Raw genomic sequence first — 15,477 nt, 5'->3', positions numbered from 1 at the left:
TGCAGTCCAGACGCAGGAGGAAAATTGTGATGCCCTCCCCCAGAGGAATCGCCAATGCCATCCTCCTGCTCACCGGTTGCTGTTCCTTCATAGCCGGCGGGCAGGGGGTGGGAGTCGCCAACGCCCAAACCATAGCTACAGTCACCGTCAACCCAAATTCCACTACTACCTCTATCGCTCCTTCCTTTCTTGGTCTTTCCCTGGACCTGGCTGAGACGCAGTACATGATCGGCACCAGTTCCTCATCGAATGCCGGTTTCAAGCAACTGGTAAAAAACCTCACTACCTATGCCAATGGACCGATAGAGATCCGCGAGCTCAGCGATGAGGCTTTCTCGAGCACAACAACAGCGAATGATTTGCCGGCGCTTTCGAGTTTCTACAGCACGATGCAATCGGCATCGACGTACGGAGTAAAGTACTGGGTAGGTGTCGATTTCGCGGACAACTTCGACTCGAATGACAATGACAATGGAACGGCAGCGTCGCAAGCGGAGACAATCTACAACAGCCTTCCTTCAGGCAGCCTGCTGAGCTACGAGATAGGCAATGAGCCCGATCTGTACGCTCAGAACAGCAAGCGCTCTTCCTCCTACGATTATTCGCAGTACAAGTCCGAATATGAGCAGGCCGTAGCCGCGATCGAGGCGAAGAATACCGGCATTGCCATGGCTGCGCCCGTCTTTTCCGGTTTTGCAAATGACTTCATCGGCAATCTCGATGACTTCATTGCAGTGGAACAGGCGCACCTGGGTATGCTCAACCTGCATTACTACGGCGGGAGTCACTGCAACGGCAAAACGGTAGCGAGTGACTACCTGATGACCGATGGGGCCGTGAACTATTCGAACGATTCCTCGCGGCCGAATAACGTAGCTGGCTACATCAGCGCACTGAATCAGGTTGGCCGAGGAAATTTCCGTATCGGTGAAATGAATTCCGTTGCGTGTTCAGGTCAGGATGGCGTCAGTAATACTTTCCAGTCTGCGCTGTGGTTTCTGGATGAGGCCATGAGCTATGCGACGGCAAAAGTGAGCGGAGTCAACCTCTTCACCATCCACAATTCAGCCGCATACTACAGTCCTTTCAAGTTTGCCCATACGGGAACATTCCCTGTCTATACCTATTCCATTGCGCAGATTAACCCTGTTTATTACGGCATGCTGACCACCGCAATCATGCTGCAGTCAAACGCAGCTCTGTTGCCGGTTGATCTCAGCACATCCTTAAATATCAAGGCATACGCAACGAAGGACAGTGCGGGCATTGTCCGCGTCCTGCTGATCAACAAGGAAGAGGCTTCCTCCGGCGACGGGAATGTCTCTCTCACGGTTACAGGCCGGGGAAACGCCGCGCTCTGGCAATTGTTGGCCACGAACAACGATTACCGGGTCAGCGACTACACCACCTACACTTCCGACGATAAGATCACGCTCGCTGGGCAAACCTTCAAGGTTTCCAGCGGAACCCAGGATGGTCTTCTGCATGGAACGGAAACTCATCCGTCGGTCACTCCATCCAGCGGCGTTTATACCATCTCAGTGCCTCATAGCAGCGCTGTCGTAGTGAAGATCCCATAAACCCCATAACTTCAGGAGCACTCACCCATGACGCACTTCCCCAAACCTGTCCTGGTTCCTGCCCTCCTGCTCTCCTGTTGCGGTTTTGTAGCAACAGGCGGCCAGGGTGCAGGGACCGCGCATGCCCAGACCATAGCGACAGTCTCAGTTGATCCGAATGCCGCTACCACTCCCATCGCGCCTTCTTTCCTGGGATTGTCGATGGTCCTGACCGAGACGCAGTACATGGTCGGCACCAACACATCCCCGAATCCCGGTTTCGTCCGGCTCGTGCAGAACCTGACCCAGTATGGCAACGGCCCAATGGTCATTCGCGAGCTGAGCGACAAGGCATTCAGCACCACGACAACATCGAGCGATCTTCCGGCGCTCTCGGCCTTCTACAACACCATGCACTCTGGAACTCCGTATGGCGTGAAGTATTTCACCGGCGTCGACTTCGCAGGCAACTTCGATGCGGATGACAATGACAATGGAACTGCAGCCTCGCAGGCCTTAACTCTGTCTCAGAGTCTGCCTCAGGGCAGCATTTTGAGCTATGAGGTCGGCAACGAGCCTGACCTCTATGTATCAAGCGGCGCGCGCTCTTCATACAGCTATGCGCAGTTCAAGTCGGAATTCGAACAGACCGCGGCTTCGATTGAGGTACAGAATACCGGCATTCCTCTTTCGGCGCCTGTATTTTCCGGCTTTGCAAGCAGCTATATGACTAACCTCAACGACTTCATTGCATCGGAGCATTCGCATCTGGGCATGCTCAACCTGCACTACTATGGCGGAAGCCACTGCAACGGCAAGAGCGTAGCGGATGATTATCTGCTGACCGACACTGCTGTCAACTACTCGAACGACGCCTCGCGTCCCGAGAATATCAATCCAGCAGGTTATATCGACACGCTGAAGGGCGTAGGCCTGAGTAACTTCCGCATCGGTGAGATGAATTCCGTTGCATGCTCAGGTCAGGATGGCGTCAGCAATACCTTCCAGTCGGCGCTGTGGTTCCTGGATGAGGCCATGAGCTATGCGACCGCAGGCGTAAGCGGGATCAATCTCTTCACTCTTCATAATTCGGCCGCATACTATAGCCCTTTCAACTTTACTCGCGTCGGAACTTTTCCTGACTATACCTACACCATCACGCAGATCAATCCGATCTACTATGGCCTGCTGACGACTGCGGTGATGCTGCAGTCCCACGCAGCGCTGTTGCCCGTAGACATCAGCACATCTTTGAATATCAAGGCATACGCGGTGAAGGCCAGCGACGGCACGATGCGCGTTCTGCTGATCAACAAGGAAGAAACATCATCCGGCGACGGGAACGTGTCCATCATAGTCCCCGGCAGCCATGGCAAGGGGCACGCGCTGCTCTGGCAGCTGCTGGCCACGAACAACGATTACCGGATGAGCGACTACACGACATACACCTCAGATGACAAGATCACCTTCGCAGGGCAGACTTTCAAGGTTGCGAGCGGAACCCAGGACGGCCTTCTGCATGGTGCCGCTTCACACCCGAACATCGCTCCGGTGAATGGCGTCTACACCATTCCGATGCCGCATACCAGTGCGGTCATCGTAAAGATTCCTTAGTTCCTTCAACAAAGTAGAGAAAGGGCAGACATCACCAATGTCTGCCTTTCTCAATGGATGTTCAGCCATTTCAGGACTGCCCGGTTCCACTTGCCGGTCTCCGTCGCCGGATAGTCGAAACTGATGCTGCACTTCCATTTTTTGACATTCAATCGCTTGAATAAGGCAACATTCATGCTGACCTCCCAGACTGGTAAGACTGTCTTTTCCCCAAAAAGCCGAATTTGTTCAAAACAAATCATTAATTTTGTACCGGCAATGTCGACTCTCTTTTGGCTGCATGCTGATCTCTTCTCCATACTGCATGGCATTGACCCCATGTTCTCCAGCCTATGAAAACGTGCTTGACAATAGCTAGCTCCAGCGGGCAGATTGTTACGCGATAGTTCAATCGGTTGAATAGGCAAAATAATGCAGCGCTTTGGAGGATGCAGCTATATGACATGCGGTTCCTTGGGGGCAAGACTCGGGTTTGTAGCATTGTTGCTATCGATGGTATGCGGAGGCACACTAGCCGCGCAGACCATTGGCGGTTCGATTGCCGGCGACGTAACGGACCAGCAGAATCTCCGTGTGCCTGACGCGCAGGTGGTCGCTACTGAGCAGGAAAAACAAGTCAGGACTACAGCGATAACAGATAGCAACGGACACTTCGTTTTTGCAGAACTGTTGCCCGGTACCTATTCCATCAGCGTGACAGCTCCCGGCTTCCGGTCCTTTGAACGCAGAGATATCCCGCTTCATGCGCAGGACAAGATTTCCATCGGCGAGATTGCGCTCCAGATCGGCAATGCTGCGGCGACGGTTGAGGTCACGACGCAGGCTCCTCTTCTGCAGACGGAAAGCGGGGAGCGCTCGGATGTGCTCGATGCCAAGCAGATGGAAAACATCCAGGTGAACGGCCGGAGCCCGCTTGATCTGACGAAGCTGACGCCGGGCGTTATCAGCACGGCAAACTTTCAGGTTGGAAGCAACAGCATCGGAAGCAATGGCGGTCCGACGGGCATATTCATCAATGGCAACCGCAATAATCAGAACCAGATCACAATCAATGGCGTTACCGACCTGGACACAGGCGCGAATAACAGCTTCAATGTGACAGTCAGTCTCGATGCGACAGCCGAGTTCAAGATATTGACCAGCTCCTATCAGGCGGAATATGGCCGCAGCTCGGGCGGTCAGATCGCGATTGTGACCAAGAGCGGCACGGACCAGTATCACGGCAGCGGCTACTGGTATCACCGCAATGAAAGTATGAACGCGAACAACTGGCTGAACAATCTCAACCATCTGCCACGCAATTTATTTCGTTATAACGACCCCGGATACACGATCGGAGGGCCGGTGTGGGTGCCGCATGTTTTCCCACGCGGGCAAAACAAGCTTTTTTTCTTTTTCGGACAGGAGTTCCAGAGGCAGCTTTCGCCGGTTGCTGCCAAGCATGTGACGATGCCGACTGCTGCAGAGCGGACCGGCGACTTCTCGCAGACGGTGGACCAGAACGGCAACCATGTCACTATTAAGGATCCGGAGACAGGACAGCCTTTCCCGGGAAATGTTATTCCGTCATCGCGCCTCTATGGCGCAGGGCAGGCTCTGTTGAATATTCTTCCGCAGCCGAATGTCTCCGGGCAGAAGGGCTACAACTACACTTCACAGATCTCAGGACAGTTGCCGCGCCGCGAAGATGTGCTGCGCGTGGATTACAGCCCTACGCAGAACCTGAGGTTCTTCGGCCACTACATCAACAACACGCAAAGCAACAATACGCCTTATGGCGGCAGCATCTTCGGGCTTAACTTTCCGATTGTTACCGTCATCCATCCCACGTTAAGCAATAGCTACGCCGCTGGCATGACATGGATCATCAATCCTACAACCACGAATCAGTTTCTTTTCGGCACATCGCACAACACGATCCGTTACAACCTTCCTGATGACACACTGACGCGCACTCATTCCGGAATCGACCTGCCTTTGCTCTACCCCTCGGCAGTTCAGGGAGACCTGATTCCCAGCTCAAGTTTCAGCGGGCAACATATGTCGAACAGCCCGTCCTTTGGCACTTCGAATGGACCCTATGTGAACTTCAATACTGTGATCGACTTTGCTGATAATGTATCGAAGCTCTGGGGATCGCATTTCCTCAAGACTGGCATCTACTTTGAGCGCAGCCGCAAAGACCAGATCACAGGTGCAGCATTTAACGGCATCTACAACTTTGGCGACAGCAGCAGCAATCCATACGACACGGGGTATGGCTATGCCAATGCGCTGCTCGGTGTCTATCAGACATTTACACAGGCAAGCTCGTTCTCAAACGGAAAATACCGCTACTGGAACATAGAAGGCTACCTGCAGGATACGTGGAAGGTTACACCGCATCTAACGCTCGACTACGGCCTTCGTCTTGCGTGGTATCAGCCGCAGTATGATGCTGGTCTCCAGACAAGCAGCTTCGATCCAGCTGCATTTAATCCGGCGAATGTGCCGCGGCTTTATACACCTTGCTTCAACGGAACAAAACGTGCCGCCTGCGATACCCCGACGGGCCAGACATTGGGAATATTCGCTCTTGCGCAGGAAGTCCCGGGGACAGGCGATCCCTATAACGGCATGGTGAAAGCCACAGACTCTAATCGCTATCTAATGGATAATCGGGGGCCGCAGTTGGGACCACGTTTCGGGTTTGCCTACTCGGCAACAAGTAATACCGTCGTGCGCGGCGCCGCCGGCATCTACTATGACCGTATTGAAGGAAATCCGACCTTCAACCTCTTGGCTAATCCTCCGAATACTGTACAGCCCACACTGACGTACGGCTACGCGCAGGACATCGCTTCGGGCACTGCTATTCTGGCGCCGCCAACAGTGTATGCGACAGATAAGGCCGGCCGTATTCCCACGGCGTATGACTATACACTTAGCATCCAGCAAAGTCTGCCAGGCAGCACAGTTTTTGATATCGCTTATGTAGGCACGCAAGGGCGGCACCAGCAAGTGTATCGGAACTTGAACTATGTTCCTTATGGTTCTACCTTCCTGCCCCAGAATCAGGATCCGACACTGCAGGCGACACAACCCAATGCGCTGCTCGGCAGCAATGCGCTTCCGGCTGCGTTTCTTCGACCATATGTCGGTTATGGCACTATCAACTTTTCAGAAAACAGTAGCTATTCCAACTACAACGCGCTGCAGGTGAGTGCACAGCGCCGTGCCGGCAGGTACATCTTCTTTGGCGCAGCGTATACCTGGAGCAAGGCGCTTTCCATCGCGTCTACTGATACAACATATATTCGCAATGACCAGTACAACCGCCAGGTAAATTACGGCCCGACGGCATTCGACTTGCGGCATGTTTTTGCGGTGAACTACGTGCTCACTTCGCCTCATTTCGCGCCGTCCTCATGGATATTAAAAGAGCTTGCGAACGGCTGGCAGCTTTCAGGGGTTGCGCAGGCATTTACGGGTGCACCCTTCACGCCGGGCTACAGTATTTCAAGCGCTACGACTGCAAATATTACTGGTTCCACAACGGAAGGCGCCAGGTTGCGTATGCTCTGCAACCCGCGCACGAATGCTCCGGGCGGCCCGTTTGGACGATTGAATGCGAGTTGCCTTGGCGCACCCCTGCCGGGAAGTCTCGGCCTTGAGTCAGGGGTTAACTGGCTGAGGAATCCGGGCAGCATCAATTTCGATATGTCGCTGCAGAAGGAGTTGTCGTTCACCGAGCGTGTGCACCTGCAGCTTCGCGTGGATGCATTCAACGTCTTCAATCACCCCAATTTCACGGGCCTTAACTCGACGGTGAACTTCAGCGGATCGTATCCGAATGGGCTAACGGTCTCGAACCAGGGTTCGACGGGGAACATCACCGGTTTTGGCGCGGTGAGTTCGGTCTCGGACCCCCGTATTCTACAAACCCTGATCCGAGTGAAGTTTTAGTCTCCTGAAATGCGGGCCTCGATCAAGGAGGTCCGCATCTTTTTTCATGAGATGCGAAGATAGTCGCAGTGCGGAACTCAGTTACAGTCAGGATCCTTCCTACCTTCAGTCTTGTGTTTCTGGGCTACCTGACAGTCGGTCTTTGCGTCAGCGCATTGCCGCAATTTCTTCATCTGGAGATGGGTTGCTCTGCCGCTGTAGTAGGAGCTGTTTTCGGCGTGCAATACCTGGCTACATTGGGAACGCGCAACCTTGCCGGGCGCTTTAACGATACCCGCGGTCCGCGGCGCGCCATGCAGACTGGACTGCTCTTGTGTGGGGCCAGCGGTCTGCTGCTCATACCGTCGGGCTTTCTAAAGAGCTCGTATGCGATGGGCATTCTTGTGATTGCTCTGATGCGCTTGCTGCTTGGCTGGGGAGAAAGTTACATTTCGACCTCTGGATCGATCTGGGGAATTGATCGCGTCGGCACGCAGCACGCAGCACAGGTCATTGCCTGGAGCGGTGTCGGCTCTTACGGTTCACTGGCTTTTGGCGCGCCGTTGGGACAATGGATTTATGCGCATCTCGGATTTGGCGCGGTAGGCGCTTCGCTCGGAGTGATCGGGCTTCTGGGGCTCGTGATATCGCTGACAATTGGCGCGAAGAAAATAGAACACAGGATGCCGGAGCCTTCGATGGCAACTTTTCGCAAGGTACTTCCCTTCGGTGTGATTCTCGCGCTTGGAGGGGCCGGCTTCGCTACACTGACTTCTCTGGTAGTGCTTTTCTTCGATACCGAGGGATGGAAGGACGCACCGCTTACGCTCACGCTGTATGGGGTCTGTTTCGTTGCTGTGCGTGTCTTTGGCGGTGGACTCAATAAACGTCTTCCCGGTCTTGCACTGGCCTGCATTTCTCTGTTAGTTGAGACGGGCGGTCTGGTATTGCTTGCCTGTTCGCATCGTGCGGCAGAGGCGTTTGTTGCATCAGCGCTGATCGGCATTGGTTCTTCACTGGTATTCCCTATTCTGGGGGCCGAGGCGATTTCTGTCGTTGGACAGAGCGATCGCGCAACAGCACTCAGCCTCTATACCGGCTTCATCGATTTTTCCATAGGCTTTACCAGTGCATGCGCAGGGATGCTGACACAGTGGCATGGGTTTCGGCTGATCTATCTCGGCTCAGCGGGATGTGCCGGACTTGCGGCAATGCTATGTCTTACGCAGATACGGCGCTCTAATGACGCGAAACCGCAGTTGACTCTCGTGGAATAAGCACTGGGTCGACAATGATGCGACACGGCTTGGTGCCTGGCTTCTCGATGGTTTCGAGCAGATGAGTAGCTGCCTGGCGACCCATAGTTACGAGCGGCTGGCGCAGCGTAGTGATGCTGGGGCTGAGGTATTCGGCTCCTTCAATATCGTCGAAGCCGATGACAGCTACGTCCTCAGGCACGCGCAGTCCTGCTTCGCGGATTGCGCGTATGGCGCCGATGGCCGTCACGTCGTTGAAAGCAATGAGAGCGGTAAATGCCTTGTTGCGCGTCAACAGGGCTTTGGTGTCCTCGTATCCCTCGGCAGGTGCAGAAAGTTGAGTGCTGCGGTTCTCAGATTTGAGTTGTGCGACGAGATCACGTCGGAGAGCAACACCGTGTTCCTGTGCCGCTTCCTGGATGCCCTGCCAGCGCTGCTCAGTTGCAGCACGCCAGGGATGGCCCTTGATGACGGCGATGCGTCGATGCCCATGCTGGGCCAGATGTTCGAGTGCCAGTCTTCCTCCGAGAACGTTGTTCAGGCGGACGTGTCCAACACTCTCAGGCTGTGGCTGGCTGCTGATACAGACAATAGGCCGGCTCATCTCCTTGCCGACAGGAGTATTGATGAAGATGAATCCTTCAACTGCGCGCTCAATCAATCTGCTGGCATACTCATCTACGACTTTCGTATTGCCATAATGATTTGCAGTGAAGTAAAGATAGTGGCGCTGTTCAAGTTCCTGGTCGATGCCGGCGGCGATGTTGGCAGCATAGGCCTCGCGAATTTCCGGCATAAGGATCGCGACAGTATACGAACGCCGTGTGTAAAGGTATTTGGCGTAAAAGTCAGGACGGTAATTGAACTGCCGTGCAGCCTCGATGATGCGGTTGCGTGTCGCTTCAGGAATGAGTCGGGCACGCGGTGCATTGTTCATCACCAGGGAAATGGTGCTAGGTGAGAGCTTCAGATATTCTGCGAGGCTCTTCTGGCTCAGCGGTGTGGGTTGACCGTTTTCGGTCTGCATTTTCCGCTGCGGTTTCTTCGACTTTGATTTAGGATGATTCAATCGGTTGAATACATGGCTAGCAATACATCTTACAGAGCATCATATCAAGATTGTGCTCGACTTTGGCGCAAGATTGCTTCCAGTATAACGGTGATCGCAATCTCCAGAACAATTCATATTTTCGCCGCGCTGCTTGCATTCACAATTACGCTGCCTGCTTTCGCAAGTAGTATGTCTGTCTTTAGCAGCAGGCCGAATGACTCCAAAGCAATCACACTAACGCGCCAGGACTTTGGAGCAGTGGGGGACGGCAAGGCCGATGATGCTTCGGCATTGCAAGCAGCCATTGATCAGGTGGAGCGCACGACCCGCCAGGGAATTGTCTTTCTGCCTGAGGGACGGTACCGGCTGGGGAAGACGGTTTATGTGTGGACAGGCATCCGCATCATCGGTTTTGGGGCGAAACGGCCAGTGCTGGTACTGGGTCGCAGCACGCCGGGTTATCAGCAGGGCGAGAAAAAGTATATGGTCCACTTTGCCAGCGATAAGCCCGCACCGGGCCAGCCGATTGTCGATGCCAATGCGCGCACTTTTTATAGCGGCATGATGAATGTCGATTTCGAGATTGAAGATGGCAATGCAGCAGCAGTTGCTATCCGCTTTCATGTTGCGCAACACAGTTTTTTGAGCCACATGGATTTTTCCCTCGGCTATGCACGCGCTGGACTCGAAGACATTGGCAACCAGGCAAGCGACCTCCACTTTCATGGCGGCGAGTATGGCATCGTGACAGGAAAGACTTCACCCGGCTGGCAGTTTCTCCTGATGGATTCGAGCTTCGACGGACAGCGCACAGCGGCGATCCTCACCCAGGAAGCAGGCCTGACGCTGGTGCGTAACCGTTTCGAGCATGTTCCAGTGGCTGTCCAGGTTGTTCCGGGAGCAGTTGAGCAGTTTTACATGCGAGACAGTCTGCTGCATGGCATTTCCAGAGCGGTAATCACGCTTGGAGAGACGCGCAACTTTCGCTCGCAGGTCAGCGTCGAGAATGTTGCGTGTGATGGCGCACCCGTCTTTTCGACGGACGAACATGACGCTGAGGTTCGAGCTCCCTCGCCAATCTATCGAGTGCGCAGCTTTGTTCGTGGACTTGCGATTCAAATTGATGGACGTGAAGCCGGCATCAAGACTGAGAAACATCTGGAGCCACTGATGGTACCGCCAGCACTCCCAGCTTCTGATGTGCCGGAGCTTCCTGCGGTCGAGACATGGGCAAATGCAAGAGACCTTGGCGCAAAGGGCGATGGCAAGACCGATGATACCTCTGCCTTGCAAGCTGCGATCGACGCGCATCGCACTCTCTATCTGCCGAGCGGACGCTACCTGTTGACAACCACTCTTCGACTACATCCGGATACGATTCTTATTGGTTTGAACCCCATTACAACGCAGCTTGTCCTACAGGATGCGACTCCCGCTTTTTACGGCATAGGATCGCCTGTGCCCATGGTGCTGGCTCCGACTGGGGCGACGACGATCATCTCCGGTATCGGCATCTCTACTGGAGCTATCAATCAGCGCGCCACCGGGCTTCTGTGGAAAGCAGGAGACAAGTCGCTGGTGGATGATGTGAAGTTTGTTGGTGGCCACGGTTCTGTCGATCCAGATGGGAAGTGGAGCATTACCTATGATGCGGACCACACGGGCGATTCAAACCCGGCACGTGTGTGGGACGCGCAGTATCCAAGCCTGTGGGTCGATGGCGGAGGCGGTGTCTTCCGCAACATCTGGACGGCAAGCACTTTTGCCCGCGCAGGTTTTGTGGTGCAGCATACGTCCGTTCCCGGAACTGTATATCAGCTTTCCTCTGAGCATCATGTGCGCAATGAAGCGCAGTTTGAAGATGTAAAGAACTGGAATGTGTATGCGCTGCAACTGGAAACGGAAAAGAATGAGGGCGCCGAAGCGGTCGCCATGACGCTGCGCAATGTGTCCAATATTAGTTTCGGCAACCTGTTCATCTATCGCGTATCGCGCGTGCTTGTTCCTGCGCCCGTCGCCATTGCCACATCGTCGGCGACGCATATCCACTTTCATAACATTCATAGTTATAGCGGAACCCGCTTCGCTTTTGACCGAACCATTGCGGATACGGCCGGTAATCTTCGCGTGGCTGCGCATAACTTTACAAACTTTACGCTGGCGGATTCATCCACATCCGTTGTACCGTTACCAATCCCCGAACAATTCGGGGCTTTACCACAGCGCCTTGCAGAAGGATTCAGCAATGCAACCGGCCTTGCTGTGGACAGCCACGGTGATCCATATTTTACAGACGCACGGCGGCAGCATATCTTTCGCTGGTCGGTGCATGACCAGCGCATCGTGGCAGTACAGGATGCAGCTATCGCTCCCATTGTTCTTGCCTTTAATCACGATACTTTGCTGGCTGTCTCTTCCTCGAAGGCGGTCGCACGCATCTTGCCGCCAGATGGAACACCGGAGGCAGTTGCTTCGACTACTCCTTCAGCAGAAATCAGGGAAGTTATTTTGCCTACCGGCACTCATACCGGGCTGCGTGAAGTTGAAGATCTGCTGCAGGGAGGTGTGGATTATCAAGGCATTGCAGCAGGCAGCAACTGGCTGGCGCTATTGCAGAGTTCGCAACTTGGACGTATTCGTATTGGACAGGAAATGCCAATCACCTGCGAGAACGATGGCGTGACGTGGGCGGTTACTCTGCATTCAGATCGTACTCTCACTGCGAAGCCTCTGATATTTCGTGGCGGCAGCGCTGTGGCTCGCGATACGCAGGGAAATCTCTTTCTTGCCGAGAGCCAGGTATTTATTTATGACGGCAATGGAAAGCAGACGGGCGTCCTGGAGCTTCCGGAAAAGCCGACAAGTCTTGCGTTTGGCGGTTCTGATCGCAAAACGCTTTTCATCACTACGCGCCACTCGCTTTATGCAGCTCAGGTGAAGGTTTCAGGAGAATAGTGCCGATGTTTCGTGCTGTCTTTCTCGCCGCCATACTGTTATCGCTCACGGCCGCAACTTCTATCGGCCAGCAGCAGACCACATATACCATGCAGGACGGAATCACCTACTCGACTCCATCGGGGCAGCCGCTGGTGGCCGATCTCTATCATCCTGCGGGGAAAGGGCCGTTTCCGGCGATCGTGTATGTGCATGGCGGCGGCTGGTGGTCAGGAGACCGCAAGCAGCTCCATCACCAGGCAGAAGACCTTGCTGCTGCCGGGGCGTTTGGCATGGCCATTGAGTACCGGCTCGCACCTGCGGTCCACTTCCCTACGCCGCTTGAGGATGTGCGGAGTGCCATTACCTGGCTGCGCAGTCACTCGCGTGAATATAACATTGATCCTTCGCGCATCGCGCTGATGGGAAGCTCGGCGGGTGCGCATCTTTCGCTGATGCACGTTCTCACGCCGCACCCTTCGTCTACAGATGTCTCGGCGGTTGTCGCATTCAATGCGGTCATCGACCTTACGGATGAAGAGAGCCAGAACGAAATGGTGACACGCTTTCTTGGAACCCCATGTGCGCAGAACGCGAAGCTTTGCCAGGTGGCATCTCCGTTGTATCTGGCGAAAGAGAAGCCTCACGTCACGTCCCGCATTTTGCTGCTGCATGGCACGGCAGACAAAACTGTTCCTTACCGCCAGGCTCCGCGGCTGCTTGAAGCCTTGCAGGCATCGGGGGCGGAGGCTTCACTCTTTACCGCTCCGGATGCGGGGCATACTTTCTGGGCGAAAGCGGAGTGGTATCCGAAGTCACTTGAAAGAGCTAAGGAGTTTCTGGGTTGGTTTCCTCTTGACAACGGCTCCGCACAGAACGATCATCAATTCTAGTCAATCGGTTGAATAGATATTATATGAGAAGATACACATCTGGACGTGAACCGCCGCCGCTTTCTTCAAGAGATGCTCGCTGCAGCAACGGTTGGGTCTTCTGTTTTGGCGGAGCCTGCCCCTTTTGCATTGGTGTTGGGCGAGACTCCGCCATATCCGCCGATGCCGCATGATTTTATCGGTCTCTCCTATGAAGCTATGCAACTGGAAGATCCGGCCTTTTTCTCTGTGAAGAACAGGAGCCTGGTCGAGCAGTTCCGGATGATCTCATCTCGCGGAGTGCTGCGTCTTGGCGGTAATACAAGCGAGTTTTCGTGGTGGAAGGAAAGGAACTCGGATGCTGCGAACCTTGTGTCAGAAGCGGCCAAGCCCGCGCACAGGAAAACATTCATTGCCATAAGTAAAACCGGTGGACTAGACAGAATCATTGTCCTTTCTGGTTGCCAGTAAGGGGAAAATCGGGGGCAAAAATCGATGTTTTCGCGGGCACGCGGTTACCTCCCGCCGGGGCAGTGGCTCACGCTTCCGCGGATGCCTTTGCTTCCCACCCAGATGGGGCGGAGCCGATCAAAAGAACAGCGATTCGATTATTGATACATCCATGAAATCACCAAATATTAATCGTTGACATGTATTCTGGTTCCCGGATGCTTGTCAGCGAGACCCACAAAGATGACCTCTCGGAACTTTCGGGGGATGTTCGCTGGCTGACGGTTCAACGCATCATCCATTCAGATACGTTCCGAAAATCCACGCGTTTGCCACGCTTACTTCGGTATTTAGCCAAAGAGTCTCTCCTGAATCGGTCCAGCCACCTGACTGAGAGGGCCGTTGCAATTCATGTATTTGAGCGACGAGAGGACTTTGACCCCGCTGTCGATACAGTTGTCCGTTCCCAAATGGTACGGCTTCGCCAGAAGCTTGATCAATATACAGCGGAACACGAAAACCGCGATTCCTTCCGCATCGTCATCCCGAAGGGCGACTATGTCGTTCGGTTTGAGCCGAATCCAGGTTTCAACGAAGACCGCAATGTCGCCAAACCGGCATTTGCCGTTGCCGAATCAAAGTTAACCGATGCCCTACTGATTTCTTCCACTGCTGCTCCCGAGCCCGTGTCGGGCCGGGTATGGGGTCCGCCAATCGCACCATTCAGGCTGACGCATTGGCTGATCATCGGTCTGCTTTCAGTACTCTGCGTTCTGCTTGCCTCTCTTCTGTTTTTCCGCAGAACGGAATCGGTCTCTCCAGTCAGCACCCATAATCCGTTGTGGAGTGTCCTTTTCCAGAAGGGCCGGCCCACCCTTTCGGTCTCCGCGGATAGCGGCCTAGTGGTAATGGAGAATATGACAGGACAGGAGATCACCTTGGCGGAGTACTTGAACCGCGACTTCAGCCGACTTCTGCGCGGACTGCCACCGGATAAGCAGGCGTTCGCGCTTGGTCTCGGCAGTCGGCGGTATACAGCCTTCACCGACGTTATCTCCGCCATCTCGTTGAGCAATATCGCGGCGGCCTATCATAGCTTCCTCGTCCCCAAATACTCCCGCGACCTGAATATCAATGATTTAAAACAGAATAATTTGATTCTCGGCGGCGCCCATCTGTCCACTCCGTGGCTGGAACTCTTTGAGCCCAACATGGATTTTGTGGGCGTAAACGACGTTGCGGTGCATGGGTTTCGTTTCGATAACAAACACCCACATGGTAAGGAATTGAGCAGCTATGCCGTTTCGTGGAAGGATGCGAAGCAGCAGGTAATTGGCCTGGTTGCCTTCCTGCCCGGCCTCACCGACAAGAGCAATGTGCTCATTATCGAGGGCAGCAATGTCGCTGGCGGAGAAGCTGTTGACGACTTCCTTCTGGACGACAAGAGTCTGATGCCGTTCCTCAATTCCATCAAACAGCCCAACGGAACGATGCCCTATTTTGAAGCCATTCTGGGGTCCACCAGCGTAAATGGCAACGCCGGCCCCGTCCATGTAGTCGTCTACCACACGCATCCTCGCTAAGAATCTCCATCTTCTCCTGTGGCCTCAGTTTCCGCAGACAGGCACTGTTCTCGTCTACGCGAGAACGGGCTACTGCTGTGGCTCCTTTCCTGCCTACATCCCGCCTTGGTGATCCCATCCGAGTAATCGCTCTGTTCGTCTCCCATATTAAAATCCGCTAACACAGTCGTAGATCGAGTTGTGTAAGTCATTGAAATTTCATACTTGTACCGCACTTGCAACAATGTTTCGTCA

At 54.2% G+C, this 15,477-nt stretch carries 10 protein-coding genes; 8 read left to right on the top strand and 2 right to left on the bottom strand.

Annotated features, from left to right (window positions below):
- Positions 1-29 precede the first annotated feature (29 nt).
- Together AC5S16_RS20665 and AC5S16_RS20660 are read left to right on the top strand one after the other, a co-directional pair.
- Positions 30-1,580: a glycosyl hydrolase family 79 C-terminal domain-containing protein gene (locus AC5S16_RS20665; RefSeq protein ID WP_493932009.1), complete on the top strand. Its 1,551-nt coding sequence runs from the start codon at positions 30-32 to the stop codon at positions 1,578-1,580.
- Positions 1,581-1,607: 27 nt separating this feature from the next.
- The gene (locus AC5S16_RS20660; protein ID WP_493932008.1) at positions 1,608-3,173 is read left to right on the top strand and encodes a glycosyl hydrolase family 79 C-terminal domain-containing protein; all 1,566 of its coding nucleotides are present in this window, start codon (positions 1,608-1,610) and stop codon (positions 3,171-3,173) included.
- Between the two features lie 50 nt (positions 3,174-3,223).
- Here the strand turns inward: AC5S16_RS20660 and AC5S16_RS20655 are convergent, their stop codons facing one another.
- Positions 3,224-3,349, bottom strand: a complete 126-nt coding sequence (locus tag AC5S16_RS20655) for a hypothetical protein (protein WP_493932007.1) — start codon at positions 3,347-3,349, stop codon at positions 3,224-3,226.
- A 262-nt stretch (positions 3,350-3,611) separates the two neighbouring features.
- On the opposite strand from AC5S16_RS20655, the gene AC5S16_RS20650 reads away from it, so the two are divergent.
- Positions 3,612-7,118 (top strand): TonB-dependent receptor, encoded by a 3,507-nt coding sequence (locus AC5S16_RS20650; protein ID WP_493932006.1) that lies wholly within the window; start codon positions 3,612-3,614, stop codon positions 7,116-7,118.
- Positions 7,119-7,186: 68 nt separating this feature from the next.
- A complete protein-coding gene (locus tag AC5S16_RS20645; RefSeq protein WP_493932005.1) occupies positions 7,187-8,374 on the top strand; it encodes an MFS transporter in 1,188 nt (395 codons plus the stop codon).
- Here AC5S16_RS20645 and AC5S16_RS20640 read toward each other — a convergent pair.
- Positions 8,337-9,380, bottom strand: a complete 1,044-nt coding sequence (locus AC5S16_RS20640; RefSeq protein ID WP_493932004.1) for a LacI family DNA-binding transcriptional regulator — start codon at positions 9,378-9,380, stop codon at positions 8,337-8,339. The genes AC5S16_RS20645 and AC5S16_RS20640 overlap by 38 nt on opposite strands.
- Before the next feature lie 213 nt (positions 9,381-9,593).
- On the opposite strand from AC5S16_RS20640, the gene AC5S16_RS20635 reads away from it, so the two are divergent.
- From AC5S16_RS20635 to AC5S16_RS20620, 4 genes are all read left to right on the top strand, one after another.
- Positions 9,594-12,359: a glycosyl hydrolase family 28-related protein gene (locus AC5S16_RS20635; protein WP_493932003.1), complete on the top strand. Its 2,766-nt coding sequence runs from the start codon at positions 9,594-9,596 to the stop codon at positions 12,357-12,359.
- 5 nt (positions 12,360-12,364) lie between these two features.
- Complete coding sequence (locus AC5S16_RS20630; protein WP_493932002.1) at positions 12,365-13,231, top strand: alpha/beta hydrolase fold domain-containing protein; 867 nt, start codon at positions 12,365-12,367, stop codon at positions 13,229-13,231.
- Between the two features lie 45 nt (positions 13,232-13,276).
- Positions 13,277-13,681 (top strand): hypothetical protein, encoded by a 405-nt coding sequence (locus AC5S16_RS20625; RefSeq protein ID WP_493932001.1) that lies wholly within the window; start codon positions 13,277-13,279, stop codon positions 13,679-13,681.
- A 449-nt stretch (positions 13,682-14,130) separates the two neighbouring features.
- Positions 14,131-15,243: a hypothetical protein gene (locus AC5S16_RS20620; protein WP_493932000.1), complete on the top strand. Its 1,113-nt coding sequence runs from the start codon at positions 14,131-14,133 to the stop codon at positions 15,241-15,243.
- Positions 15,244-15,477 lie beyond the last annotated feature (234 nt).

The sequence above is a fragment of the Acidobacterium sp. FHG110202_01 genome (genome assembly GCF_059115305.1).
Note: the sequence above shows the minus strand (reverse complement) of the source record. Positions and strands in the feature narration are given on the sequence as shown.

What these genes read in the sequence shown, in the direction of transcription:
- AC5S16_RS20620 (WP_493932000.1), top strand. Translation starts at nt 14,131, where the DNA reads ATGGTACGGCTTCGCCAGAAGCTTGATCAATATACAGCGGAACACGAA.
- AC5S16_RS20640 (WP_493932004.1), bottom strand. Translation starts at nt 9,380, where the DNA reads ATGCAGACCGAAAACGGTCAACCCACACCGCTGAGCCAGAAGAGCCTC.
- AC5S16_RS20635 (WP_493932003.1), top strand. Translation starts at nt 9,594, where the DNA reads ATGTCTGTCTTTAGCAGCAGGCCGAATGACTCCAAAGCAATCACACTA.
- AC5S16_RS20650 (WP_493932006.1), top strand. Translation starts at nt 3,612, where the DNA reads ATGACATGCGGTTCCTTGGGGGCAAGACTCGGGTTTGTAGCATTGTTG.
- AC5S16_RS20655 (WP_493932007.1), bottom strand. Translation starts at nt 3,349, where the DNA reads ATGAATGTTGCCTTATTCAAGCGATTGAATGTCAAAAAATGGAAGTGC.
- AC5S16_RS20665 (WP_493932009.1), top strand. Translation starts at nt 30, where the DNA reads ATGCCCTCCCCCAGAGGAATCGCCAATGCCATCCTCCTGCTCACCGGT.
- AC5S16_RS20660 (WP_493932008.1), top strand. Translation starts at nt 1,608, where the DNA reads ATGACGCACTTCCCCAAACCTGTCCTGGTTCCTGCCCTCCTGCTCTCC.
- AC5S16_RS20630 (WP_493932002.1), top strand. Translation starts at nt 12,365, where the DNA reads ATGTTTCGTGCTGTCTTTCTCGCCGCCATACTGTTATCGCTCACGGCC.